This is a genomic window from Brachymonas sp. J145 (assembly GCF_036312245.1).
Lineage (GTDB): Bacteria > Pseudomonadota > Gammaproteobacteria > Burkholderiales > Burkholderiaceae_C > Brachymonas > Brachymonas wangyanguii.
In genome coordinates this window covers 291,319-317,401 of record NZ_JAZDCI010000001.1, presented here as the reverse complement: position 1 = coordinate 317,401, position 26,083 = coordinate 291,319, and the positions used below count along the sequence as shown (strand labels likewise).

Here is a 26,083-nt window from a genome sequence, read left to right as displayed (position 1 = left end):
GCATGAACGCCCAGCAAGCCCCCGCCATCTCGATGACCAACATCAAGCTGATGAACGCAGCCGCCTCGCTGCTGTTCGGCCTGGTGCTGCTCGCCGCGGTGGCGACCCTGCTGTGGTGGTTCGCCCGGTTGCCGATGTTTGCGCTGTCCGGCATCAGCGTGACCGGGCAGACCGCGCACAGCTCGGTCTATGTGCTGCGCAACCAGGTGGTGCCGCAGCTGCAGGGCAATTTCTTCTCGGTCAATCTGGAACAGGTACGTGAGCTGTTCCAGGAGCAGCCCTGGGTGCGCCGTGCCGTGGTGCGCCGCGAATTCCCGAGCCGCCTGAGCGTGCATCTGGAAGAGCACCAGGAAGTGGCGCTGTGGGGCAGCCAGGAGCAGGGCTACCGCCTGGTGGACCGCTACGGCGAAGTGTTCGATGCCAGCCCGGACGAGGCAGTGGCCCAGGACATGCCCGAGCTGCATGGCCCGGACGAGCTGTCGCCACAGGTGCTGCTGATGTATGGCCGGCTGGAGCCGCTGTTTGCGCCGGTGCAATCGCATATCACCGGGCTGACGCTGGAGCCGCGCGGCAACTGGACGCTGGTCCTGAACCGCAGCACCACGATCAACCTGGGCAGCGGCACCGAACAGGAACTGGCCACGCGCATCCAGCAGTTCATCCAGACGATCGACCAGGTCGCGGCCCAGTATGGCCGCAGCTTTGCCGATCTGCAGTATGCGGACCTGCGCTACAAGACGGGCTACGCGATCCGGCTCAAGGGCATCACCACGGTAGATGCCACACCTAGCAAGAAGACATGAACATGGCAAAAGAATACAAGGATCTCGTCGTAGGGTTGGATATCGGCACCAGCAAGATCATGGCGGTGGTCGCCGAGGTGCAGCCTGACGCCACGCTCAAGGTGCTGGGCATGGGCGTTGCGCCCAGCAACGGCATGAAGCGCGGCGTGGTGGTCAACATCGAAGGCTGCGTGCAGAGCATCCAGCAGGCGGTGCGCGAGGCCGAAATGATGGCGGCCTGCAAGATCACCCACGTCACCACCGGTATCACCGGCAGCCATATCCGTGGCCGCAACTCGGTTGGCATGGTGGCAGTGCGTGACCGCGAAGTCAGCCCGACCGATGTCGCCAAGGTGCTGGAAACGGCGCGTGCGATCAACATCAGCACCGACCAGCGCCTGCTGCAGATCGAACCGCAGGAATTCGTCATCGATGGCCAGGAGGTGAAGGAACCGATCGGCATGAGCGGCATCCGCCTCGAGTCCAAGGTGCACATCGTCACCTGCGCCCATAGCGCGGCCGAGAACATCCTGAAATGCGTGCGTCGCTGCGGCCTGGAAGTGGGCCAGCTGATGGTGAACCCGCTGGCGGCCAGCCTGTCCGTGCTGACCGAGGACGAGCGCGAGCTGGGCGTGGTGCTGGTCGACATTGGCGCCGGCACCACCGACATCGCCGTGTTTGCCGGCGGCACGATCCGCCACACGGCGGTGCTGCCGGTGGCTGGCGAGCTGATCACCAGCGATATCGCCATGGCGCTGCGCACGCCGACCGAAGACGCGGAAGACATCAAGCTGCAGAACGGCTGCGCCAAGCAGCTGATGGCCGATCCGGAAACGCATATCGAAGTCGCCGGCCTGAGTGGCCGCCCGCCGCGCCTGCTGAGCAAGCAGGTGCTGGCCGGCGTGATCGAGCCGCGCGTGGAAGAGATTTTTTCGCTGGTGCAGAAGGAAGTGCAGGGCTCCGGCTTTGAACACCTGGTGTCGTCCGGCGTGGTGCTGACCGGCGGCAGCGCCGTGATGCCGGGCATGGTCGAGCTGGGCGAGGACATCTTTCTCAAGCCGGTACGCGTCGGCACGCCGGGCTACCGTGGTGCGTTGGCCGACATGGTGTCGCAGCCGCGTGCTGCCGTCGTCATGGGCATGCTCGAGGACATGCGCATGTCGCAGCTGCGCGAGCACACCAATATCCGCAAGAAGGACGCGTCCATGAAGGGCGTGTTCGGCCGCATCAAGGATCTGATCGTGAGGAACTTCTGATGCAGCACACCGATTTGATTCGCCGCAAGGCAAGCCCCGACAGGCTCTAAACGTCACCACAGGCAAACCAAGGTATTTTTTACTCAAGCAAGGAGAGTACAGATGGGCATCGAAATGATCGAAACCGAAGAGTTCCACGCAGGCACCCAGATCAAGGTGATGGGCGTGGGTGGCGGCGGCGGCAACGCCGTGCAACACATGATCGAGAGCGGCGTGCAGGGCGTGGAATTCATCTGCGCCAACACCGACGGCCAGGCACTGGCCCGCAGCTCGGCACACCGCGTGATCCAGCTCGGCACGACCGGCCTGGGCGCTGGCAGCAAGCCCGAGAAGGGCCGTGATTGCGCCGAAGTCGCGGTCGAGGAGATCCGCTCTGCCATCGAAGGCTCTCACATGCTGTTCCTGACGGCCGGCATGGGCGGCGGTACCGGTACTGGTGCAGCGCCCGTGATTGCCCGTGTGGCACGCGAAATGGGCATCCTGACCGTGGGCGTGGTGACCAAGCCCTTCGAATGGGAAGGTGGCCGCCGCATGACCAACGCCGATTCCGGCGTGTCCGAACTGGAAGCCAACGTCGATTCCCTGATCGTGGTGCTGAACGAGAAGCTGCAGGAAGTGCTGGGCGATGACGTGACGCAGGAAGAGGCATTTGCCCACGCCAACGACGTGCTGAAGAACGCCGTCGGCGGTATCGCCGAAATCATCAACGTGCCTGGCCACGTGAACGTCGACTTCGAAGACGTGAAGACGGTGATGGGCGAGCCCGGCAAGGCCATGATGGGTACCGCGACTGCCAGCGGCCCGGATCGTGCCCGCATCGCTGCCGAGCAGGCCGTGGCCTGCCCGCTGCTGGAAGGCATCGATCTGTCCGGCGCCAAGGGCGTGCTGGTGCTGATCACTGCAGCCCAGGGCAGCCTGAAGCTGAAGGAATCGCAGCTGGCGATGAACACCATCCGTGCCTACGCTTCCCCGGACGCACACGTGATCTACGGTACCGCCTACGACCAGAACATGGGCGACGACCTGCGCGTGACCGTGGTTGCCACTGGCCTGAGCCGCCAGCAGGCGCAGCGCCAGAATGTGCCGATGCAGGTCATCAGCAACCGTACAGGTACTGATGACATGCCGGTGTACGTGAACACCAACAGCATGCCGCAAGCCGCTGCGATGCCGACCATGAGCGGTGTGGCGCCGTCCGGTGGCATGGGTGCCAGCGTGTGGGGCAGCAGCCGTGGCGTGGACCGCACCCATGCGGCTGAACGCGTCGACAAGCTGGCTTCCAGCGGCATGGACGATTTCGAGATTCCGGCCTTCCTGCGCAAGCAGGCAGACTGATCTGCGAGCATTGACCGGCTGGGGCCTGAACCCCTCGGCCAGAACGTCTGACCCTGTCTGCCTGCAGACAGCGATGACGTGACGACTCCTGCTTGGTTGCGCGCGTACGGCTGCCTGTCCGTACGTGCGCAACACGCACCGCCTGCAGCGCATCTGCGCCAGTCTGGCAGTCCGGTTCCGCCCAGTTGGCAGGGAAGCTATCCAGACCATAAACAACTTCAAACACGGCAGAAGCCTGGCGCTTCTACAATGGGGACATGCTAGAACAGAGAACCATCAAGACCCTGACCAAGGCAGTAGGCGTAGGCCTGCATGGCGGTCAGCGTGTCGAGCTCACCCTGCGTCCCGCTGCCGTTGATACCGGCATCGTGTTTCGCCGCGTGGATCTGCCGAATCCGGTAGATATCCCGATTTCGGCCGAATCCGTGACCGATACCCGCCTGGCCTCGACCATCTCCAATGGCGATGTGAAAGTGCATACGGTGGAGCACCTGATGTCCGCCTGCGCTGGCCTGGGCATCGACAACCTGTATATCGACATCACTGCCGAGGAAGTACCGATCCTCGACGGTTCCGCGTCCTCCTTCGTCTACCTGCTGCAGAGTGCAGGTATCGTGAAGCAGCGCGCACCCAAGAAATTCATCCGCGTCACGCGCCCGGTCGAGGTGCGTGAAGGCGAGGGCGAGAAGGGCAAGTGGGCCCGCCTCGAGCCCTACCACGGCTTCAAGCTGCGTTTCCAGATCGACTTTGCCCACCCGGCAGTCGATTCCACCGGCCAGAGCGTCGAATTTGACATGTCTTCCGGTGTCTACACGCGTGACATCGCGCGCGCCCGCACTTTCGGCTTTACCAAGGATGTGGAAATGATGCGTTCGCACGGTCTGGCGCTGGGCGGCAGCCTGGACAACGCCATCGTGATGGACGACTACCGCGTGCTCAACGCCGACGGCCTGCGTTACGACGATGAATTCGCCAAGCACAAGATCCTGGACGCCATGGGCGACCTGTACCTGATCGGCCACCCGCTGCTGGCGGCCTACAGCGCCTACCGTTCCGGCCATGCGATGAACAACGTGCTGCTGCGCGAGCTGCTCAGCCAGCCCGATGCCTACGACATCGTCAGCTTTGACAGCGAGCGTGCCGCGCCCAAGGGCTTCGGCGAACTCGCCATGCAGTGGTAAGCAGCGGCGCTTGTCCGCAGTCCTGAGCCATGGCGATTGTCCGCGTCCTGTTTTTCCTGATGCTGCTGCTCAGCGGCGGCACTATGGTGCTCTACCTGTTCACGCGCAATGAACGCTACAAGCGCCAGAGCATCCGGCTGTTCAGCTGGACCATCGTGGTGCTGTGCGTGTTCTTTGCCGTGCTGGTGTTCCAGCGTATCTGAAGCGCGCTCTGGCGCGGCCTCAGTAACTGCGCCCTCCCTTGTACAACGCATGCGCCTTGCGCTGCAGCGGCGTGGCCTTGGCCAGCTGCAGCATGGTGCCGCGCGCGTGCGCGTGCGTGATCGCCAGGCCGAGCGCGTCGGCGGCATCGGTGCCGGGCAGGCCATTCAGGTTGAGCAGGCGGCGCGCCATTTCCTGGATCTGCGCCTTGCTGGCGCGGCCATGACCGGCCACCGCCTTCTTCATCTGCAGCGCGGTATATTCGGCTACTGGCAGCTGGCGACCCACCAGCGTGGCCAGGCAGGCGCCGCGCGCCTGTCCCAACAGCAGCGTGGCCTGCGGGTTGACGTTGACGAACACGATTTCCAGCGAAGCGACATCGGGCCGATAGGTCTCGATCACCTCGCTGATGCCTTCGCATAACAGCTTGATGCGTGCCGGCAGGTCGCCCTTGTGCGGCAGCTCGTCCTGCTGCTCGATCTTGCGGCTGACGGTGCGGATGGTGCCGCTGGCGACATAGTTGAGCTGCAGGCCCTCGGCCTCGATCACGCCGAAGCCGGTGGTGCGCAGGCCGGGATCAATGCCCAAAATGCGGATCGCCATGTCAGGGCAGGGCCACGCCGCGCGCGCGCGCGGCAATCGTGCTGGCGCGGCTGCCCAGGTAGCCGGAGCGGAAGTTCTGCTCGTAATAGCGCGGGCGCGGCAGCATGACGGCCAGGCGCGCCGCCTCCAGTGCGCTGAGCTTGCTGGCCGGCTTGCCGTAATAGTGCTGTGCGGCGGCTTCGGCGCCAAAAATGCCGGAACCAAACTCCACGTTGTTCAGGTAGATCTCGAGAATGCGACGCTTGTCCAGGAACAGCTCCAGGTACTGCGTCAGCAGCAGCTCCTGGCCCTTGCGCAGCAACGTGCGCTCGCTTGATAGCAGCAGGTTCTTGGCCAGCTGCTGGCTGATGGTGGAGCCGCCGCGGATTTTGGGCGGCCGTACCCGGTCGGCGGGTGAGGAAGCCGTGCCTTCGGCGACGGCGCGCAGCTTGTCATCCACTGGCCTGCCCTGTTTTTCCAGACGCTCGATGCGCTGCTGGGCCCGTTGCTGGGCGCGCGCCATCTGCTCTTCGGCGCGCTTGACCTGTGCCTGGGCACGCGCTTCGGCCGCCGCATTGCGCGTCCGAGCGGCCTGGATCGCTTCCCACTCGACGCCACCGTGGTTGACGAAATCGCTGTCTTCGGAGGCGATCACGGCGCGCTTCAGGTGATCGGAAATCTGCTCGTAGGGTACCCATTGCTGGCGCCAGCCGAATTCACCCTGGGATACCAGGCGCGCCATTTCGGCACGCTGGAAGCTGGTCGATTGCGGGTCGACCACGCGCATCAGCAACACGCGCGCGACAAAGAACAGCTGCAGCAGCAGGCCTGCCAGCACGATCCAGCCGAGCAGCTGCAGCAGGCGCTTCATGCGGCATCGACCTCCTGGCGCAGGCTGGCCAGCAGCGGGGCAGTGGCCGGCTGCACGCCGCGCCACAGGCGGAAGGCTTCGGCGGCCTGTTCCACCAGCATGCCGAGGCCGTCGCGCGTCTGTGCGCCCAGGCTGGCGGCGTGCTGCAGGAACGGACGCGCGGCCGGGCCGTACATCATGTCGTAGACCAGCGCATGCGGTGCCAGATGCAGCGCCGGCAGCAGCAGCGGCTTGCCCGACAGGCTGCTGGAGGTGCCGTTGATGACCACGTCAAACGCCTGCGGCAGGGCGGCATCGGCCAGCACCTGCTCCAGGCTGATCGCCTGCAGCGTGCTGCCATGCTGTGCGGCCCAGTCGGCGTGCGAAGCGGCCAGCGCCTCGGCCTTGGCGATGCTGCGGTTGGCGATGGTGATGGAGGCCGGGCGCTCCTCCAGCAGTACGCCGAGCACGCCGGCGGACGCGCCACCGGCACCGAGCAGCAGGATGTGCTGGCCGGTCAGCGGCACGCCGGCGTTGTGCACGATATCGCGCACCAGGCCGATGCCATCGGTGTTGTCGGCATGCAGCTGCAGCTGGTCGCCGTGGCGCTGCCAGATCAGGGTGTTGGCGGCACCGGCCAGCGTGGCACGCGTGCTGCGGCTGTCGGCCAGCGCAAACGCCTCCAGCTTGAACGGCACCGTCACGTTGGCGCCGGCAAAGCCGTCTTGCTGCAGGCGTTGCAGCGTACCGGCAAAGTCGTCTTCCGGACTATCGATGGCGGTGTAGACCAGCGCCTGGCCAGTCATGTCGGCAAAGCGGGTGTGGATCCAGGGAGAACGGCTGTGGCTGACCGGGTGGCCGATCACGGCATAGCGGTCGACGGAAGCGGGAGAGGCAGACATCGGCATGGACTCGACAAGAACCTACAGGAAACAGGGGCGCCGGGACAGCGCCTGCCAGCCATTGTAGGCCGGGGCCGGCGCTGTGCCCGTATCAGGAGACGGCAGCCTCCGGCGCGTCGGCCTCGTTCACGTCGACCGCGATCGCCAGCGGACCGGCGGCCAGATCGTCCTCGTCATCCTCGTTGCCGTCATCGCTCAGGCTGGCTTGCGGGCTGTCGCCCAGACGCGTGGTGACGACACCGGTCACGTCCAGTGACATCAGGTTCACCGTGCCGAGCTTGACGCGCACCTGTGCGTTGCGCGGCATGGCGTCGGTGCCGATCACGTCGATCACCAGCGGCAGGTCATTGGCGCGCACCACGCCTTCCTTGATCACGCTGCAGGTCAGCTCGGTGATGCCGTGGCGCTGGATATGCTGCAGCGTCCAGAAGCGCTCCATGTTGCGCTGGTAGGCCTGGTAGCCGGCATGCGCGCCTTCAAACGCCGAGATGATGCCGAACAGCTCGGCATCCTTGGGCTTGAACGGGGCCACCAGCGCCGCAGCGGCGCCATGGCGGATGGCAGCAATCAGCTGCCACTGGTTCACCAGGTCAACGTAGCGGCGCAGCGGCGAGGTGCTCCAGGCATAGCAGGGCACGCCGAGGCCGGCGTGCTGGATCGCCTTGGTGCCCATGCGCACCTTGACGCCGGGCGCCAGCGCCGCCTGGCTGCGGTAGATGCCGGGAACGCCGCCGGTGGCCAGCAGCTGGCCCCAGTGGTGGTTCACCAGGATCGCTGCTTCGGCGACGATCAGGTCCAGCGGTGCGCCACGCTGGCGCTGCTCAATCACCACGGTTTCGCTGCCATCCGGCGGCGCATACTTCAGTGCCTCATCGCGGATCAAGCGGAAGTTGTAGTCCGGGCGGGTCTGCACATCGGGCTTGCCGCGGATCACTTCGCGGCGTGCCTTGAGCTGCTGCGCCAGTTTCCACAGGAACACCAGTTCGGGGCGCAGCGCCTGCAGCTCGGCCATGTCGGTGCTGCCGGCCGGGTCGTCCAGCCACTGCGGCGTGACGATCGGGTCCAGCACGTCAAGGCGCAGGTTGTGCGCGATCGGCACGCGTTCGACCGCGCTGCGCGTGTCCTGCAGCTCCAGCGTCTTTTCGTCGAAGGTGGCGTAAAAGGACAGTGCCGGGCGCGGCTGGCCGGCACCCAGCGTGTAGTGTTCGACCACATCGCCCGGCAGCATGGTGATCTTGTAGCCGGGCATGTAGACGGTGGACTGGCGCTCGCGCGCCACCTTGTCGATGGCGTCGCCGGGCTGCACGGCCAGGCCGGGTGCGGCAATATGCACGCCCAGCGTCACCTTGCCACTGCCCAGGCCGGTCACGGACAGGGCATCGTCAATCTCGGTGGTGCTGGAATCGTCAATCGAATAGGCCTGCACCTCGGCCAGCGGCAGCTCGCTGTCGTCGATCTGCACCGGCTGCAGCGGCGGAAACTCGGTGCCGCGCGGGAAGAATTCGAACAGGAAGCGCTGCCAGTGGAACTGGTAGGGCGAATCGATGGCACCGGCGCGCTGCAGCAGCTCCAGCGGGGCCAATTTGGCATCGCGCGCGGCCTGCACCACGGCCTTGTACTCGGGACCATTCTTGTCCGGCTTGAACAGGATGCGGTAGAGCTGCTCGCGCACCGGCTGCGGGCAGCTGCCGGCCACCAGCTCGGCGGCCCAGGCATCGATCTGCAGCTGGATCTGGCGCTTTTTCTCGATCGCCAGCAGCGCCTGCTGCACGATTTCCTCCGGCGCTTTCCTGAAGCGGCCCTTGGGGCCACCGGCGCGGCGGAAATAGTGCGGCGCGTTGAAAATCGCCAGCAGCGTGGCAGCCTGCTCCACGGTGGAAGCAGGATCCTGGAAATAGTCGCAGGCGACCTCGCGGAAGCTGAATTCGTCTTCGGGGGCGAATTCCCACAGCAGTTGCACGTCGATATCGGCGCTCAGGCTCCGGGCTTGCGCCAGCAGTTCGGCTGGCGTCGGCTTGTCAAACGTGAGCACGATGTGGGCCTGCTTGACCTTGACGCGCTTGCCGGAATCGAGTTCGATCTGGGAGGAGGCTTCCGCCTGGGAAAGGATGCGTCCGGCCAGATACTTTCCGGACTCTTCAAACATGGCAAACATAAGCGGGCTATTTTCCCATGTTTGCCCGCCCGGCGGGAGTTTTATGCGGGCTGACCTTGCGCAGCACCCAGTTGCAGGAAATCCGCCAGCTCCGGCCAGTGCTGCGGAAAGTCGCTGATCGCATGGTCATTGCCCGGCAGCACACGCTGCTGCGCCCGCGCGTGGCGCGCCGTCATCTCGCGCCAGTCCAGCACTTCGTCGCCTTCGCAGATCAGCGCAAACGCCGGTGCCAGCGTGGCGTTGGCCTGCCGTTCGGCTTCCAGCGCCAGCGTCTGCTGCTCGATACCGCGCAGTTCGTCGATATAGGCTTCCTGGAAATAGAAGTGCTCGGACGGGTCATGCCAGGCGGTGTTGTCGCCGATATAGCGTGCCAGATCGCGTGCCGGATGCACGGCCGGATTCAACAGCACGCTGCGCCAGCCGCGCGCTGCCGCCATGTGTGCCGCATAAAAGCCACCGAGTGACGAGCCGATCACGGCGCTGCAGGCCTGTGGCCAGTGCTGCGTCAGCTGCTGCAGCAGCGCGATCGCCTCCGCCGGCGAGGGCGGCAGCTGCGGGCAGCACCAGACGACACCGGGCTGGTGCTGCTGCATCCAGTCGGCGACGAAACGCGCCTTGGCCGATTGCGGCGAGGAGCGGAAACCGTGCAGGTAGAGCAGGTGGCTGGGGGCGTTCAGTGCCATGGCCACTCTCCGGTTAGCCTGACGGCCTTGGCTGGCTTGTCAGCCTTGCCGCTCTTCTTGCCATTTTTCTTTTTCGACGGCTCGTCCGGCTGATGCTCTGCCCTGGCCTCGACCAGCTTCCATTGCTCCATCGGCTCCCTGGGCAGCGCGAACGGCAGCTCCAGCAGGCGCTTGTCACGCGCCACGATGGCGATGCAGCCCGGTGCGGTCTTGCCCTTGGCCTTGGCCGGCAGGTAGTTGTGCACTTCCTGCAGGCTGCCGACGCGCCAGGCCGCATGCTGGCCGGCGCCATCGGTCGCCGGCAGGCGGATGCCGAGCCATTCGTCACCTGCGGCCAGGCCGGCCTGTTCCGCCGCGCCATCGCGCCAGACCGATTGCACCTGGATGCTGCTGCCTTCCTTGCAGCGCAGGCCCCATTGGCGATCCAGGCTGGCCGGGCTGCGCTCGACCTGCACCTGATGCGCGTTCAGCAATTCTTCCAGCGGCAGTTCGCCACGGCCATGCACCCAGGCCTTGATCTCGGGCGCGAAGCTGCGGCCAGCCAGCTGTTCCAGCACCTGCAGCACATCCTTCTCGCGCAGGCCGCGCTCCTGCTCGTCAGCGACCTCGGCAAAGCAGCGCTGGTAGAGCGCGCGCATCACGGCATCGAGCGTGGTCTGGCCTTCCTGGCGCAGCGTCAGATCCAGGCACAGGCCAACCAGCGCGCCCTTGGTGTAATAGCTGACAGTGGCATTGGCGGTGTTGGCATCGGGGCGGTAGTACTTGGTCCAGGCCTCGAAGCTGGATTGCGCCACGCTTTGCTGCAGCCGGCCCGGCGTGCCGCGCACCTGCTCGATCGCCTTGGTCAGCAGGCGCAGGTAGTCAGCCGTTTCGATACAGCCGGCGCGCAGCAGCAGCAGGTCGTCGTAGTAGCTGGTAAAGCCCTCGAAGAACCAGAGCAGGCTGGTGTAGTTCTCGCGGCTGTAGTCATACGGCGTGAGGCTGGCCGGACGCAGGCGCTTCACGTTCCAGGTGTGGAAATATTCGTGGCTGATCAGGCCGAGCAGCGTGATGTAGTCCTCGCCGGTATCGGCGCCGTGGCGCGGCAGGTGCTTTCGGCTGGCGATCAGCGCGGTGCTGTTGAGGTGCTCCAGGCCGCCATAGCTGTCGTCCACGGCGTTGAGCATGAACACATAGCGTGTGAACGGCAGCTTGCCCTTGGGCTTGCTGCCGTGCCAGAACTGCATCTGGGTCTTGCAGATGCGCTCGGTGTCAGCCAGCAGGCGTTCGCCGTCAAAACCGGGAGGCGGTGTCGCCACCACCAGGCGGTGCGGCACGCCGTACAGCGTGAAGCTGGCGTCCCAGAAATCGCCCAGTTCAAACGGGCTGTCGGCCAGCGTGTCGTAATCGGGGGCCAGATAGCGGCCAAAGCCCTGGGTATCGACCTGTTCCGGATCCAGTCCGGTCGCCAGCCGCCAGGCCGGATTGGGCGATGCCACCGTGATCGCATGCGGCACCCTGGCGCGGCCCTTGGCCTGCAGGCACAGGCTGGTCGGGTTGAAGAAGCCACGGTCGGCATCGAGCCAGGCCGTGCGCACCGAGTTGTCGTGGGCGTAGACCTGGTAGCTGACCGTCAGCGGCTTGCCGGCGCAGCATTCCACCACCCAGCGGTGCTTGTCCAGTTGCACCACGCGGCAGGGCTTGCCGTCCTGGCTGGCGCGCAGCTGTTGCAGGTGACGCGCAAATTCGCGGATCAGGTAGCTGCCCGGAATCCAGACCGGCAGCATCAGTTCCTGCTGGGCAGCGGGTTGCTGTACCACCATCTGGACCTGGAACAGGTGTTGATGCGGATCGGCTGCCGATACCTGGTAGCTGATGGGGGCGGGGGCGGCTGCAGGACTTGCCTGTACCGGGGTCGCTGCAGAAGCGGAAGATTTTTTCTTGGCCATGCGGCAAGCATAGCGCAGCAGGACGCTGGCTGTGCCGCCACCGGCAGCAGCCTTACATGGAGCCGGCGGCGCCCGCCAGGCAGCTCAAGACGGCGATCACGGTGGAGTGGAAGCGTGCGGTCAGCCATTCGCTCAGGCCGGCGCGTACCCAGGTGCGGTCATCCACCACGTAGCAGATGACGAACATCAGCGCGAGGAAAGGCATGCCGGCGGCCGGCATCATCATGGTGCCGAACCAGCCGCAGAAAGCGGCAATCGCGCCCCAGATGAAGTGGAACTTGGGTGCATGCACGCCAATGCGCAGGCCGATGCCCCAGTGCACGCCGCCGAGGAAGGCGACCACGATGCCGGCATAGCTGGCCAGCGCCACCGCGACAAAGCCGTGCAGTTCGTCATGCACCAGCCACATCAGGATCGCCAGCAAGGCCATGGGCACACAGCCCAGGTACAGGATGGCACGGATGAAATGGCGACTGGTTTGCGGCAGCATGGGTCAGGCTCGGGTAGCCGCAAGTTGCACCTGGCGTGCGGCTGACGCCAGGCTGTCTATTGCGGGGAACCCCTGATTGTCGAACAAATTGATTCCGGCCGGCGGGAATTCCGCACGCCGGCGGGTGAAATGCGCGGCCCGGATCGGGCTTATTGGCTTTCTGCCAACAGTTTTTCGATTTCCTCGGTCGGGATTGCGCCGCTGACACGCTTGCCATTGGCAAAGATCAGCGCCGGCGTGCCGGTAATGCCGTGGTGCTGGGCAAAGGCGACGTTGCGTTCCAGCGCACCGGTGTCGCAACTGGCAGCAGCTGCCGCCGGTTCGGCCTTGCGCAGCATCCAGTCTTCCCAGGTCTTGACGCGGTCTGTCGCACACCAGACCTGGCCGGCGCGCTGGACCGAGTTGTCGCCCAGGATCGGCAGCAGGTAGGTATGGATGGTGATGTTGTCGATCTTGGCCAGCGATTCTTCCAGACGGTGGCAGAACGGGCAGTTGGGATCGCTGAACACCGCCAGCTGGCGGCTGCCATCGCCGCGCTTGGTGACAAAGGCGTCTTGCGCCGGCAGCTGGTCAAAGGCGATGGCGTTCAGCTGGTCGATGCGCTCGGCGGTCAGGTCATTCTGCGTGCGCGTTTCGAGCATCGAGCCGTTCAGCAGGAAATCGCCCTGGGCATCGGTATAGAACAGGTTGTTACCGCTGGCCAGTACCTCGTACAGGCCGGGCATGGGGCTGGGGCTGACTTCCAGGATGTGGCCGCTGAGTTGCGGAATGCGCTGCTCCAGCGTCTGCTGCAGGGCGGCCATGGCATCGGCGCTGGCACTGGCCGGGGCCGCAGCGACAGGCGCGGCAGCAGAAGCCGGTGTGGCGGGCTTGGTGGCATCCTGCTGGCAGGCGGTCAGCGTCAACAGGGAAGCGGGAAGCAGCGCACAGGCTGCCAGGCGGTGGAAATTCATGGGCAGTGCCAGGCAGTCAGCTGCCCGATGATTATGTAGAAGGTTCTACTTTAGCGGAAAAATGTGTCAATCCATGGCGCGACGCGCGACCCAGTCCTTCACCGGGCCACTGCGATCGAACAGTGCCATGCCCAGATTGCGTAACTGGCGCACGCCGGCGGCATTGTGCGAGAACAGGCGCTGGATGCCGTCCATGCCGGCAATCAGCGGTGCGCTGGCGGCTTTGCGCGTGCGCTCGTACTGACGCAGCAGGTGCATGTCGCCGGTACTGCGCCACAGCGGGCGCTTGCCGAGAATTTCGCCCAGCAGCGCCACATCGGCCAGGCCCAGGTTCAGGCCCTGGCCGGCCAGCGGGTGCACGCTGTGCGCGGCATCGCCGGCCAGCGCCCAGCTCAGGCGCGTCTTGCCATCGGCGGCGAGCTGGCTGCCGACCCAGCGCTGCGCCATGCCCAGCTGCAGCGGCCAGGCGACGCGGCGCTGCACGCCGGTCACGCTCGGTGCCTCGTTCGGCTGCAGGTGGGCGGCGCTGTCCAGCGCGGCGGCAAAGGCGGCATCGTCCAGTGCCAGCAGCTCGGGCACACGGCCGCGATCGACCGACCAGACAATGCCGACTTCCTGCCCGTCCGGGCCGCCCAGCGGCAGGAAGGCGAGGATTTCGCTGTTGTTGCCGGTGTGGGCAAACCACTGCCAGGCGATCTGGCGGTGCGGCGCGTCCAGCGTGGCGCGCGTGGCGATGGCGGTCTGGCGGTAGGGCGTGACGTCGTATTCCACGCCAAGCTCGGCGCGGGTCGTGCTGTGCTTGCCTTCGCAGATCACGGTGAGTGGTGCCGGATCGGCTTCGGCCTGTTCCGCCGTGATGACCTCGATGCCGCCCTGGTACTGGCAGGCCTGCTGCAGCATGTGCTCCAGCGTGGGCACATCGGCGATCCAGGTCATGGCCTCCTGCTGCAGCTGGCTGGCGCTGAACACGGTCTGCGATTGCACATCGCCCCAGACGCGCATTTCCTTGATCGGCGTCGCCTTGTCCGGGCCGGGCCAGCACTTGAGGCTGGCGAGCAGGGCCTGCGACTTGTGGTTGATGGCGTAGGCGCGGATATCGGCCTGCTGGCCGGGGAAGGCGGGTGACTCTACCAGTCCCACATGCAGGCGGTGGCGCGCCAGCAGCAGGGCCAGTGCGCGTCCGACGATGCCGCTGCCGCGGATGCAAACATCATAGGTATGGAAGGACATGACAGGATCCCGGTACAGAAAAGGCCATTTTAGGCCGGCTTCGCATACACTTGGAAGATTGGGCGGCAGCCTGCCCAGACCTCCGACTTTTTCGCAAGGCGCGGCCCCGCGCGTGGCCCCTTGCCCGAGCATCACCCAAGGAATCACCATGAGCCTCAAATGCGGCATCGTGGGCCTGCCCAACGTGGGCAAGTCCACCCTGTTCAACGCCCTGACCAAGGCCGGCATCGCCGCCGAGAACTATCCCTTCTGCACCATCGAGCCGAACACCGGCGTGGTGGAAGTGCCGGATCCGCGCCTGGACCAGCTGGCCGAGATCATCACGCCTGAGCGCGTGGTGCCGGCCATCGTCGAGTTTGTGGACATTGCCGGTCTGGTGGCGGGCGCCAGCAAGGGCGAAGGCCTGGGCAACCAGTTCCTGGCCCACATCCGCGAAACCGATGCCATCGTCAACGTGGTGCGTTGCTTTGAAGATCCCAACGTGGTGCACGTTTCCGGCAAGGTCGATCCGATTGCCGATATCGAGGTGATCCAGACCGAGCTCTGCCTGGCCGACCTGGGCACGGTGGAGAAGGCGCTGCAGCGCTACACCAAGGCGTCCAAATCCGGCAACGACAAGGAAGCCATCGCCATGGTGAAGGCACTCGATGTGGTGCAGACCGGCCTGCTGGAAGGCAAGCCGGTGCGCGTGCTCGACCTGACGGACGAGCAGCAGGCCCTGATCAAGCAGCTCTGCCTGATCACCGCCAAGCCGGCCATGTTCGTCGGCAACGTGGCCGAAGACGGCTTCGAGAACAACCCGCTGCTGGATCGCCTGAAGGAATTTGCCAAGGCCCACGGCGATGCGCCGGTGGTGGCGATCTGCGCCAAGATCGAATCCGAACTGGCCGAGATGGAAGACGAAGACCGCGCCATGTTCCTGCAGGAGCTGGGCCAGGACGAACCCGGCCTGAACCGCCTGATCCGCGCCGGCTTCAAGCTGCTCGGCCTGCAGACCTACTTCACCGCCGGCGTGAAGGAAGTGCGTGCCTGGACCATCCGCATTGGCGATACCGCACCGCAGGCAGCCGGCGTGATCCACGGCGACTTCGAGCGTGGCTTCATCCGCGCGCAGACGATTGCGTTTGACGACTTCATCGCCTACAAGGGCGAGCAGGGTGCCAAGGATGCGGGCAAGATGCGTGCCGAGGGCAAGGAGTATGTCGTGAAGGATGGGGATGTGATGAACTTCTTGTTTAACGTGTGACGATTTTTCAACACTCAGTAGCGTTCGGTAGCGCTTGGCTGGATTGAGCCCAAGGCGGGTCGCTGGAAATGGGGGTAATCAAACACCTTTAATGAGGTATTTGTGGGGACAATACCCCATTTAGTGACTATGATTACCCCATTTATACAGCCTAAACTCGCATTCCATGCACTCGCTCACACCCGAGTTCCTTGCCGCGCTTCGCTTCGATGGCGTCCAGGCTGCCACGTTGCGCACACTGGGCGAGTACCAAGGGAAGCAGCAACTCTTTGCCGCGCAGTCGCCCGAAGCTCTCAATGGGCTACGCCAGATCGCCGTGGTGGAGTCCACCGAGTCATCCAATCGGTTGGAAGGCGTTGTCGTCGCACCCTCGCGGTTGAAGTCTCTGGTCATCCGCAACGCAACGCCAAAGAGCCGTTCCGAACAGGAAATCGCCGGCTACCGTGATGCCCTGGCGCTGATTCATGAGTCTGCTGCACACATGCCCTTCAGCGAAGGCGTAGTGCTGCAACTGCACACCCTGCTGTACCGTTATATGCCGCAGGCGGGCGGGCGCTGGAAGGCGACCAACAACGACATCATCGAGCGCCACCCGGACGGCACGTCGCGGCTGCGCTTCCAGCCGGTCGCGGCGCATCTGGCGCCGATGGCAATGGCTGATCTGACCGGGCGCTACGCCACCGCATTGGACCAGCACCTGGCCGACCCACTGGTGCTGGTGCCACTGGCGATGCTCGACTTCCTGTGCATCCACCCCTTCCCCGACGGCAATGGCCGCATGTCCCGCCTGCTGACCTTGCTGCTGCTCTACCACTTCGACTATGCCGTGGGCCGCTACATCAGCCTGGAACGCATCTTCGAGGATACCAAGGAAGGTTATTACGAGACGCTGGAAGCCAGCTCTCAGGGTTGGCACCAGGGGCAGCACAACGTCAAACCCTGGCTTGATTACTTCTGGGGTGCCTTGCTACGGGCCTATCGCGAGTTCGAGGAGCGTGTCGGCACCATCGAGCGGGGACGTGGCAGCAAAGGCGACCGGGTGCGGACGGAAGTTCTGGGGCGCACCCTGCCGTTCTCGATTTCCGAGATTGAAGAAGCCTGCCCGGGCGTGAGCCGGGACATGGTACGGCTGGTATTGCGGGCGATGAAGTCTGAGGGACTGATCGAATCGACCGGCAAGGGGCGTGGAGCAAAGTGGCTTCGCATCAATCAAGGCGGTGAGAAATGAAGACTAGAAAAAGTATTTTCAGCCTCGACATCCGCGACGATCACACTTGCGGCAACGTGCCCGCGTTCCAGACCGAGGAAATGGCCGCATGTAGCCAACGTTTCCGCATCGCCAGGGAGGCTAGGCATGTCTAAATCCGAGGCACAGACACGAGCCGACTTGATTGACCAGCAACTCGCGTTATCAGGCTGGAACGTCAAAGACCCCACCCAGGTTGTCGAGGAATTCGACATCCTCACCGCCTTGCCAGTGGGCGTGGCCGAGCCGCGCACGCCCTACGAGGGCCACCAGTTCAGCGACTACGTCCTGCTCGGCAAAGACCGCAAACCCCTGGCAGTGATCGAGGCCAAGAAGACCAGCCGCGATGCCGCCATTGGCCGCGAGCAGGCCAAGCAATACTGCTACAACATTCAGAACCAGCTGGGTGGTGAGCTGCCATTCTGCTTCTACACCAACGGCCACGAGCTCTATTTCTGGGATCTGGAGAACGCGCCGCCGCGCAAGGTGGTTGGCTTTCCCACCCGCGACGATCTCGAACGCTTCGCCTACATCCGTCGCAATCGCAAGCCGCTGACGCAGGAATTCATCAACACCTCGATTGCCGGACGTGATTACCAGATTCGCGCGATACGCTCGGTGCTCGAAGGCATCGAACAGAAGAAGCGCGATTTCCTGCTGGTGATGGCCACCGGCACCGGCAAGACCCGCACCTGCATCGCCATGGTCGATGCCTTGATGCGGGCTGGCCATGCAGAAAAAGTGCTGTTCCTCGTGGACCGTATAGCGTTGCGTGAACAAGCACTGGCAGCCTTCAAGGAGCACATGCCCAACGAGCCGCGCTGGCCCAATGTGGGTGAAAAGCTGATCGCGACGGATCGCCGTGTGTATGTCGCCACCTACCCGACGATGCTCAACATTATCCGGGATGAGGCACAGCACCTGTCGCCTCACTTCTTCGATTTCATCGTCGTCGATGAAAGCCATCGCTCCATCTACAACACCTTTGGCGAAGTGCTGGACTACTTCAAGACCATCACGCTGGGCCTCACGGCCACGCCGACCGACATCATCGACCACAACACCTTCCAGCTTTTTCATTGCGAAGATGGCATTCCCACGTTTGCCTACACCTATGAAGAAGCCGTGAACAACGTGCCGCCCTACCTTTGCAACTTCCAGGTCATGAAGATTCAGACCAAGTTCCAGATGGAGGGCATCAGCAAGCGCACCATTTCGCTGGAAGACCAGAAGAAGCTGATCCTCCAGGGCAAGGAAGTTGAAGACATCAACTTCGAGGGCACTCAGCTTGAAAAGCAGGTGATCAACAAGGGCACCAACACCCTGATCGTCCGTGAATTCATGGAGGAGGCCATCAAGGACGCCAACGGCGTGCTGCCAGGCAAGACTATCTTCTTTTGCGCCACCAAGGCCCATGCCCGGCGCATGGAAGAAATCTTCGACAAGCTCTACCCGCAGTACCACGGTGAGCTTGCAAAGGTGCTGGTGTCGGATGACCCGCGCGTCTACGGGAAAGGTGGGCTGCTCGATCAATTCACCAACAACGACATGCCTCGCATCGCCATCAGCGTGGACATGCTCGACACCGGCATCGATGTGCGCGAAATCGTCAACCTCGTGTTCGCCAAGCCGGTCTACTCGTACACCAAGTTCTGGCAGATGGTCGGGCGCGGCACACGCCTGCTGGAAACCAGCAAGCCCAAGCCCTGGTGCCTTGAAAAGGATGTGTTCCTGATTCTCGACTGCTGGGACAACTTCGAATACTTCAAGCTCAACCCCAAGGGCAAGGAACTGAAACCGCAGTTGCCGCTCCCGGTGCGGTTGGTGGGCCTGCGTCTCGACAAGATCGAGAAGGCCAATGACAGCGGCCATGCCGACATCGCCACGCGTGAAGTCGCCAAGCTCCGCCTGCAGATTGCCGCGTTACCCAAAGAGTCGGTGGTGATCAAGGAAGCCGCCGCCGCGCTGGCGCGGCTGGACGATGACAACTTCTGGATCAGCCTCAGCCACGAGCGCCTTGAGTTCCTGCGCGCAGAAATCAAGCCGCTGTTCCGCACCGTGTCCGAGGCCGATTTCAAGGCCATGCGCTTCGAGCGCGATCTGCTGGAATATTCACTGGCCGTTTTGAGCGAGGAGAAGGAACAAGCCGACACCCTCAAGGAAGGCATCGTTGAGCAGATCGGCGAATTGCCACTCTCGGTCGGCTTCGTCAAGCAGGAAGAGGCCCTGATCCGCGCCGCGCAAACCAGCCACTACTGGGCCAAGGCGGATGAAGACGCCTTCGACGAACTGGTCGCCAAGCTCGGCCCGCTGATGAAATTCCGCGAGCAATCCAGCGGCCAGGAGCAAACCCACCTCGATCTGGCCGATGAGCTGCACAAGAAGGAATGGGTGGAGTTCGGCCCACAGCACGAGGCGGTCAGTATCACCCGCTACCGCGAAATGGTGGAAAACCTGATCGCCGAACTCACTGAGCACAACCCGGTGCTGCAGAAGATCAAGAGTGGCGAAACGTTGAGTGCAGATGAGGCCAACCAACTGGCTGAACTGCTGCATGAAGAACATCCGCACATCACCGAAGACCTGCTGCGTCAGGTCTACAAGAACCGCAAGGCGCGCTTCATCCAGTTCATCCGCCACATTCTGGGTATTGATGTGCTCAGGAGCTTCCCGGACGAGGTCAGCGCCGCCTTTGACCAATTCATCCGCGCCCACACCACGCTCAGCAGCCGGCAGATGGAATTCCTCAGTCTGTTGAAGGGCTTCATCATCGAGCGCGAAAAGGTGGAGAAGAAAGACCTGATCACCGCCCCCTTTACGGTCATCCATCCACAAGGCATCCGTGGCGTGTTCAGCCCACTAGAAATCAACGAGATCCTGCAGCTGACCGAACGGTTGGCTGCCTAATTAGCAGAGCACACCATGCTTCAAAACAATCCCGAACTCAAAAGCAAGATCGACCAGCTCTGGAACAAGTTCTGGAGCGGCGGTATCAGCAACCCGCTCACCGCCATCGAGCAGATCACCTACCTGCTGTTCATGAAACGGCTGGATGAACTTGATCAGAAGCGCCAGGCCGACGCACGAGATGGCTGGAGCGATCCGTACCAATCCAAGTTTGAAGGTACCTGGATTCCACCCGAGGAACGCAACTGGCCTGTGGCAGAACAGCGTCCCATCGACAAACGTACGCTGCGCTGGAGTGAGTTCAAGCGCATGCAGGCCGAAGAGATGCTGCAACATGTGCAGGGCAAGGTATTCCCCTTCCTGAAAGACCTGAACGGTGCTGAATCCAATTTCACCCACCATATGAAGAACGCCGTGTTCATCATCCCCAAGCCAGCCCTGCTGGTGGAAGCGGTGAAGACCATCGACGAAATTTTCGAGGTGATGGAGAAGGATTCACGGGAAAACGGTCAAGCCTTCCAGGACATCCAGGGCGATGTCTATGAAATGTTGCTAGCCGAGATCGCCACCGCCGGCAAGAATGGCCAGTTCCGTACCCCGCGCCACATCATCAAGCTGATGGCCGAACTGGTACAGCCACAGCTAGGCCACAAGATAGCCGACCCTGCCTGCGGCACTGGAGGCTTCCTGCTGGGCGCCTACCAGTACATCGTCACCCAGTTGGCCATCAATGCAGGAACCAAGAACCTTGAGCCCGATGAAGACGGCTTTGTCCGCACCTCGGTCGCTGCCGCACTGACCGAAAAGGCTCAGGCCATCCTGCAGGAAAGCCTGTACGGCTACGACATAGACGCCACCATGGTGCGCTTGGGCCTGATGAACCTGATGATGCACGGCATCGACGAGCCGCACATCGACTATCAGGACACTCTGAGCAAGAGCTACAACGAAGAAGCCGAATACGACATCGTGCTGGCCAATCCGCCCTTTACCGGCAGCATCGACAAGGGCGACATCAATGAAAACCTGCGGCTCTCTACCACCAAGACCGAGCTGCTGTTTGTCGAGAACATCTATCGCCTGCTCAAGAAGGGCGGCACTGCCTGCGTGATCGTGCCGCAGGGCGTGCTGTTCGGCTCCGGCAAGGCCTTCAGGGATTTGCGCCAGACACTGGTGGAACGCTGCGACCTCAAGGCCGTCATCACCCTGCCCAGCGGCGTGTTCAAGCCCTATGCCGGCGTCAGCACCGCCATTCTGTTGTTCACCAAGGTCTGGGGGCCAAAAGACAAGGTCAGCAAACCCGCCACCGAGCATGTCTGGTTCTACGAAATGGCTGCCGACGGCTACTCGCTGGATGACAAACGCAGTAAGCAGGAAGGTTCTGGCGATCTGCAGGACATCATTGCCCAATACCGTGCCCACGATGCGGAAGCTGATACTGACCGCACCGCAAAATGCTTCATGGTGCCGCGCAGCGAAATAGCGGATGAGAAAAACAACTTCGATCTCTCGCTGTCGCGCTACAAAACCGATGTGTTCGAGGAAGTGCAGTACGACGCCCCCGACGTGATTCTGGATCGCTTGATTCAGGCCGAAGTGGGCGATGTGGATGAGGTGGAACTCGCCAAGGTGCAAAGTGGCATCGTGCGCGAGTTGCTGGCGTTGAAGGGGATGGTGGGATGAAGCAGGAAAAACTGGGCGATCTGTTTGACTATCTGCCCAAATCAAAAATCAAAGCTGGTGATGGGCTTGAAGCTGGAAAATACCCTTTCTATACGTCGAGCGAAATCCAGAGCAAGTATCTGAATGACTTTCAGAATGGCCCAGGTTGCCTAGTATTCGGAACGGGTGGAAAAGCCAGCGTCCATTTTACGACTAGCCACTTTGCCACCTCTACTGATTGCATAACAATCAAACCCAAGTCGAACGGAATAATCGATGCTAGATATGTTTTCCAGTATTTCAAGGCAAACATGCAAGTCTTGGAGAGCGGCTTTAAGGGGGCTGGACTAAAGCACATCTCAAAGGCGTATCTCTCGGACATCCAGATCCCGCATCCAGAGAAAATTACTGACCAAATCCGCATTGCCCATCTGCTCGGCAAAGTGGAAGGGCTGATCGCCCAGCGCAAACAACACCTGCAACACCTCGACGACCTGCTCAAGAGCGTGTTTCTGGAGATGTTTGGACCAACAAGTCCAGGTTATGAAACTTGGCCGCTAGTAGAGATTCGTGAGTTAGCTGCCAAACACAAAGGTGCGATGCGAACAGGACCGTTCGGTTCCAATTTGCTCCACAGTGAGTTTATGTCAGAGGGAGATGTGGCAGTGTTGGGCATCGATAATGCTGTACAAAATCGATTTGCGTGGGGTGAGCGCCGATTTATCTCCAAGGAAAAGTATCAGGAGCTCCAGAGTTATCGCATCTTCCCGGGTGATGTGATTGTCACGATCATGGGCACCATCGGTCGTTCGGCGGTGATCCCAGACGACATTCCTGTTGCCATTAACACCAAGCACCTTGCGGCGATTACGCTGAATAGAGAGATGGCCAATCCATTGTTCTTGTCATACTCCATTCACTCCAGTCCTTATGTTCTGAAGCAGTTCGCAAGCAAGAATCGCGGAGCCATCATGAGCGGTCTTAATTTAGGTCTCATTAAAGAGACCAAGATCAAGCGTGCACCCATTGACCTACAAAACCGCTTTGCTGAAATTCACAAGAGCGTCGATCAACTGAAATCCCGCTACCAGCAAAGCTTTACCGACCTCGAAATCCTCTATGGCGCACTGAGCCAACAGGCTTTCAAGGGCGAACTGGATCTATCACGCGTACCACTCCCCACCCAACCCGTTGCTCCCGCTTCCATTGGAGATCAAGCCACCGTGCCCGAAGCTGTCGTGCAGGCCGTGCCTGCCATCCATTTTCCCGACTCCGACCAACTGCTCGCCGCGCTGGAAAACGCGGATGCGCGCCCAAGGCTACTCACGCAATGGCTGGAGGCGTATCGCGGCCAACTGGGCAGCGCACCGTTTTCAGTGCAGCGTTTCATAGCAGCGGCGCAAACCCGACTGTCCGAACTACACCCGGACAACGATTTCGAACTGGGCACCATCGACTACGAGCACGTCAAGACCTGGGTATTCGAGGCACTGGCCACAGGCCAGCTTGTACAGGCATTCGATGACGCGGGCAACCGCATCGAGCTCAAGGCCGTCACCGAGAACAGCCACGCATGAAACTGCTGCGCCTCAAGATCACTGACCCGGCAGGCTTTCGCAGCCTGCCCTGTGGTTTCGAGCATCACTTCCGCACCGAATGGAGCTTGCAGGAAGAACTAGCCCAGCCCGAAGGTTTTGCGCCTTTCGTGTGTGCTGGCCCCAACGGCAGCGGTAAGTCCAACTTGCTCGAAGCGTTGGCAGCGATCTTCTTTCAGCTGGAGGTGCAGCGGGTACGCCGCAATTTCTTGCCCGACATCTTTCAGTACGACCCTGATGACAATCCGGACGGCATACAAGAGCACGAAGGCTATCCCAACGCCTATGAACTGGAATACCTGATCAAGTTGCCGAAGGAATCCCGGTCTTCCGGTAGTCCGGAGTTCGCCCACGTGGTCGTAATCAAGGAGAGGGACAAGTCGCCGTGGCTGCGCTGGGAGAACAACGAAGCGTTCCCTGTCGAGGGCTTTGCTTTCAGCCGATTGAGCGACGAAGAGCGTGACTTGCTATTGCCGCAATACGTGCTGGGCTACTCCTCCGGCGAGAATGAGATTCTTAGCCTGCCGTTCTTCAAGATGCGTTTCATCCAGTTCGATGAGTACTGGAATGCTCTGGCCCGACAGCTCCCTTATCCCGGCCGTCCCGAAACGCGGCTAGCCTATTTGGACAGTGGCTTCAGCCAAGCTATTCTGTTGTGCAATCTTCTGCTCCAGGATGAAGCCACTCTCCAGCCCTTCCGCGAGGATGTGGGCATAGAGGCACTGCGCGAGTTCCGCATTGTCTTGCGCCGCAGCATCCCGACCACAAGCCAGCAAATTGCTGCCTTTACTTCGGGTGAGTACGCCTTGCCCACCGAAACGCAGGATGGTCGTTTTACAGATACCAATGTGGTTTATCTTGATCCGGAGACCGGAGATTACCGACTCAATCTGCTTCAAGGACTAGAGGCCAATGGCGATGAGCGTACTGAACGCACGGCCATTGTCGAAAAGCTCAAGCGCTGTGCCACATTGCATTTCTACGATGAGGCTTCCGAGACGCTGATCCTGGATTACCGGATCAATGAAGCAACCAAGCAAGCCTTCCGGGCCAATTTCGATGATCCGGCAGGCCCTGCCCTCGCTTTGTTCCAGGCCTTGCAGGTTCTGCTGACGCTCAACCTGTATAGCGTCAGCGATACCATCAAGACCGACTTGTACCGCTCCACCAGCCACTACGTCAGTGAGACGGTACCGACGCTGGCCTCCGACCAGCGCATCATGCGCTTCAAGAATTTCTACTTCGCAATGCAGGGCGTAGAAAAGCCAATGCTGCTCAAAGATCTGTCGGACGGCGAGTACCAGATGCTGCACAGCCTCGGGCTATGCCTGCTGTTTCGTAAAACTAACAGCCTGTTCCTGCTTGATGAGCCAGAAACCCACTTCAACCCGCACTGGCGCGCCAGCTTCATTACCCGCCTGCGTCAATGCCTGCCCGATGTGGAGGATGCGGGGCAAGAAATGCTGGTTACCACCCACACGCCCTTCCTGATCTCCGACAGCAAGCCAGAGAAGGTGTTGGTGTTCGCCAAGGATAAAGCCAGCGGCAAGGTCAGTATTGAGCCTCCCGGCTTTAATACGTTTGGTGCTTCGATAAACAAGATCACAATGAGTAAGGTGTTTGGGAAGCGCGAAACCATTGGCGGCCACGCACAGGAGCTATTGGAGGCGTTGCGGACGCGCTTTGAGCAGGGCGGTGAAGATAACGAAGCGTTGATCACGGAGATTAACCAGCAGCTCGGCGACTCAGTGGAGAAAGTGTTGCTGATCAAGGCCATCCTCGAAGGCGATCAGCCAGACAATGGGGAGGAGCAGGGCTGATGTTGTTCTCGTATACCTATGTGCCGCATCAGATGGAGAAGATGCAGGTGTTCATTGACTTCATTTTTCATGAGGTCTGGTGCAAAGCACCGATTGGCTTGGTCTTCCATCCGGATCTTTTTGACGGCAACCCGGAACTCAAGGAGGTCATGGGCGAGTTCGGTTTTTCCGCGCAAGCGGCAGAGCGAGGAAAGACGTTTTACAAAGATGTGAAGGCAATCTACGATCTTTTCGCATCACTCTCACCGCGAGAGATTGACCAGTTCAAGCTGTGGTATCAGGGCAATAACGATCTGGAAAAAGTCTGCGCCAATGATCCGGTAACGCACCTCGCCCGTTACGCCGACATCGCCGTCAATCACAAAGACCTTGCAGCTCAACTCGGTATCTTCTTCAAGGGACTGTATTCGCAATCGCTTCTGGGTCTCGCTGCACTGCGCGCCAAGATCGGTGATATCGACGATCACTATCAGGCCTTCGTGTCCACCAACAAAACGGGGAAGTGTCCGTTCTGCGGCATAGGCGATATCAAGGGTGAGAATCACAGTAAACGCGAAGCCTACGACCACTATCTGCCGAAAGCGCTATATCCATTCAATTCCATCAACTTTCGCAATCTCGCACCCGCCTGCCACGAGTGCAATAGCACCTACAAGCTGAGCAAAGACCCCGCACACAATGCAGTTGGACGGCGCAAGGCCTTCTATCCGTATGCCGCTGTCAGCCACACCGTTGAATTGCAGGTTGCTTTGCTGCATGCAGACCTCGATAAATTGGGGCCTGCCGACGTCACAATTCAACTCGGTCCTGCGGCGTTGGCTGAAGAACTCGACACATGGAAGGACGCATACGGGATTGAAGAACGCTATAAAGCCAAGTTCTGCGCGGAGAACGACGGCAAATACTGGCTGACGCAGGTGCTGGACGAGTGGAAAGAGGGCGGTCGAGACCCCTCCGATTTCATGGCCACGCTAGCGCGACAGGTGAAGAATAACCCGTACGGTGGTTGCAACTTCCTCAAAAAGCCGTTTCTCGATGCTTGCCAGCAGATTGGTGCTTTTTGATGGAGGTGGGTAGCC

Annotated in this window: 21 protein-coding genes; 12 read left to right on the top strand and 9 right to left on the bottom strand. The window is 61.8% G+C overall.

The features are described from left to right. Positions 1–2 precede the first annotated feature (2 nt). The 5 genes from V1261_RS01490 (at position 3) to V1261_RS01470 (ending at position 4,757) form a co-directional block, all read left to right on the top strand. Positions 3–803: a cell division protein FtsQ/DivIB gene (locus tag V1261_RS01490; protein WP_329769648.1), complete on the top strand. Its 801-nt coding sequence runs from the start codon at positions 3–5 to the stop codon at positions 801–803. 2 nt (positions 804–805) lie between these two features. Then, complete coding sequence (ftsA, locus tag V1261_RS01485; protein ID WP_329769647.1) at positions 806–2,038, top strand: cell division protein FtsA; 1,233 nt, start codon at positions 806–808, stop codon at positions 2,036–2,038. 102 nt (positions 2,039–2,140) lie between these two features. Continuing rightward, a complete protein-coding gene (gene ftsZ / locus V1261_RS01480; RefSeq protein ID WP_329769645.1) occupies positions 2,141–3,373 on the top strand; it encodes a cell division protein FtsZ in 1,233 nt (410 codons plus the stop codon). A 257-nt stretch (positions 3,374–3,630) separates the two neighbouring features. After that, positions 3,631–4,554, top strand: a complete 924-nt coding sequence (gene lpxC, locus V1261_RS01475; protein WP_329769643.1) for a UDP-3-O-acyl-N-acetylglucosamine deacetylase — start codon at positions 3,631–3,633, stop codon at positions 4,552–4,554. A gap of 29 nt (positions 4,555–4,583) precedes the next feature. Then, positions 4,584–4,757, top strand: coding sequence for a hypothetical protein (locus V1261_RS01470; RefSeq protein ID WP_329769641.1), 174 nt, complete (start codon positions 4,584–4,586; stop codon positions 4,755–4,757). A 19-nt stretch (positions 4,758–4,776) separates the two neighbouring features. Here the strand turns inward: V1261_RS01470 and ruvC are convergent, their stop codons facing one another. From ruvC to V1261_RS01425, 9 genes are all read right to left on the bottom strand, one after another. Beyond that, complete coding sequence (gene ruvC / locus V1261_RS01465; RefSeq protein WP_329769814.1) at positions 4,777–5,352, bottom strand: crossover junction endodeoxyribonuclease RuvC; 576 nt, start codon at positions 5,350–5,352, stop codon at positions 4,777–4,779. Positions 5,353–5,359: 7 nt separating this feature from the next. Continuing rightward, positions 5,360–6,208: a transglycosylase domain-containing protein gene (locus V1261_RS01460; protein WP_329769640.1), complete on the bottom strand. Its 849-nt coding sequence runs from the start codon at positions 6,206–6,208 to the stop codon at positions 5,360–5,362. Continuing rightward, a complete protein-coding gene (aroE, locus tag V1261_RS01455) occupies positions 6,205–7,089 on the bottom strand; it encodes a shikimate dehydrogenase (protein ID WP_329769638.1) in 885 nt (294 codons plus the stop codon). Before aroE ends, V1261_RS01460 begins: the two co-directional genes overlap by 4 nt. 91 nt (positions 7,090–7,180) lie before the next feature. Beyond that, a complete protein-coding gene (locus V1261_RS01450; protein ID WP_329769637.1) occupies positions 7,181–9,244 on the bottom strand; it encodes a ribonuclease catalytic domain-containing protein in 2,064 nt (687 codons plus the stop codon). Between the two features lie 41 nt (positions 9,245–9,285). Next, positions 9,286–9,927 (bottom strand): YqiA/YcfP family alpha/beta fold hydrolase, encoded by a 642-nt coding sequence (locus V1261_RS01445; protein ID WP_329769636.1) that lies wholly within the window; start codon positions 9,925–9,927, stop codon positions 9,286–9,288. Continuing rightward, positions 9,918–11,855, bottom strand: a complete 1,938-nt coding sequence (locus V1261_RS01440; protein WP_329769634.1) for a M61 family metallopeptidase — start codon at positions 11,853–11,855, stop codon at positions 9,918–9,920. Before V1261_RS01440 ends, V1261_RS01445 begins: the two co-directional genes overlap by 10 nt. A 52-nt stretch (positions 11,856–11,907) precedes the next feature. After that, entirely contained in the window at positions 11,908–12,345 is a 438-nt protein-coding gene (locus V1261_RS01435) for a DUF3429 domain-containing protein (RefSeq protein WP_329769632.1), read from the bottom strand. A 149-nt stretch (positions 12,346–12,494) separates the two neighbouring features. After that, entirely contained in the window at positions 12,495–13,298 is an 804-nt protein-coding gene (locus V1261_RS01430) for a DsbC family protein (protein WP_329769630.1), read from the bottom strand. A gap of 66 nt (positions 13,299–13,364) precedes the next feature. Beyond that, positions 13,365–14,528, bottom strand: a complete 1,164-nt coding sequence (locus V1261_RS01425; protein WP_329769628.1) for an FAD-dependent monooxygenase — start codon at positions 14,526–14,528, stop codon at positions 13,365–13,367. 148 nt (positions 14,529–14,676) lie between these two features. Between V1261_RS01425 and ychF the strand changes: the two genes are divergently transcribed. The 7 genes from ychF (at position 14,677) to V1261_RS01390 (ending at position 26,068) form a co-directional block, all read left to right on the top strand. Continuing rightward, entirely contained in the window at positions 14,677–15,774 is a 1,098-nt protein-coding gene (gene ychF / locus V1261_RS01420; RefSeq protein WP_329769626.1) for a redox-regulated ATPase YchF, read from the top strand. A 166-nt stretch (positions 15,775–15,940) separates the two neighbouring features. After that, the gene (locus V1261_RS01415; RefSeq protein WP_329769625.1) at positions 15,941–17,002 is read left to right on the top strand and encodes a Fic family protein; all 1,062 of its coding nucleotides are present in this window, start codon (positions 15,941–15,943) and stop codon (positions 17,000–17,002) included. Positions 17,003–17,128: 126 nt separating this feature from the next. Next, positions 17,129–19,927 carry a type I restriction endonuclease subunit R gene (locus V1261_RS01410; protein WP_329769623.1) on the top strand — a complete coding sequence of 933 codons (2,799 nt, stop codon included), beginning with the start codon at positions 17,129–17,131 and terminating at the stop codon, positions 19,925–19,927. Between the two features lie 15 nt (positions 19,928–19,942). Further along, a complete protein-coding gene (locus tag V1261_RS01405) occupies positions 19,943–21,610 on the top strand; it encodes a type I restriction-modification system subunit M (RefSeq protein WP_329769622.1) in 1,668 nt (555 codons plus the stop codon). Then, positions 21,607–23,166, top strand: a complete 1,560-nt coding sequence (locus V1261_RS01400; RefSeq protein WP_329769620.1) for a restriction endonuclease subunit S — start codon at positions 21,607–21,609, stop codon at positions 23,164–23,166. Before V1261_RS01405 ends, V1261_RS01400 begins: the two co-directional genes overlap by 4 nt. After that, on the top strand, positions 23,163–25,004 hold the full coding sequence (locus V1261_RS01395) for a restriction system-associated AAA family ATPase (protein WP_329769619.1): 1,842 nt from the start codon (positions 23,163–23,165) through the stop codon (positions 25,002–25,004). Before V1261_RS01400 ends, V1261_RS01395 begins: the two co-directional genes overlap by 4 nt. Continuing rightward, positions 25,004–26,068, top strand: a complete 1,065-nt coding sequence (locus tag V1261_RS01390; protein WP_329769617.1) for an HNH endonuclease — start codon at positions 25,004–25,006, stop codon at positions 26,066–26,068. Before V1261_RS01395 ends, V1261_RS01390 begins: the two co-directional genes overlap by 1 nt. Positions 26,069–26,083: the final 15 nt, after the last annotated feature.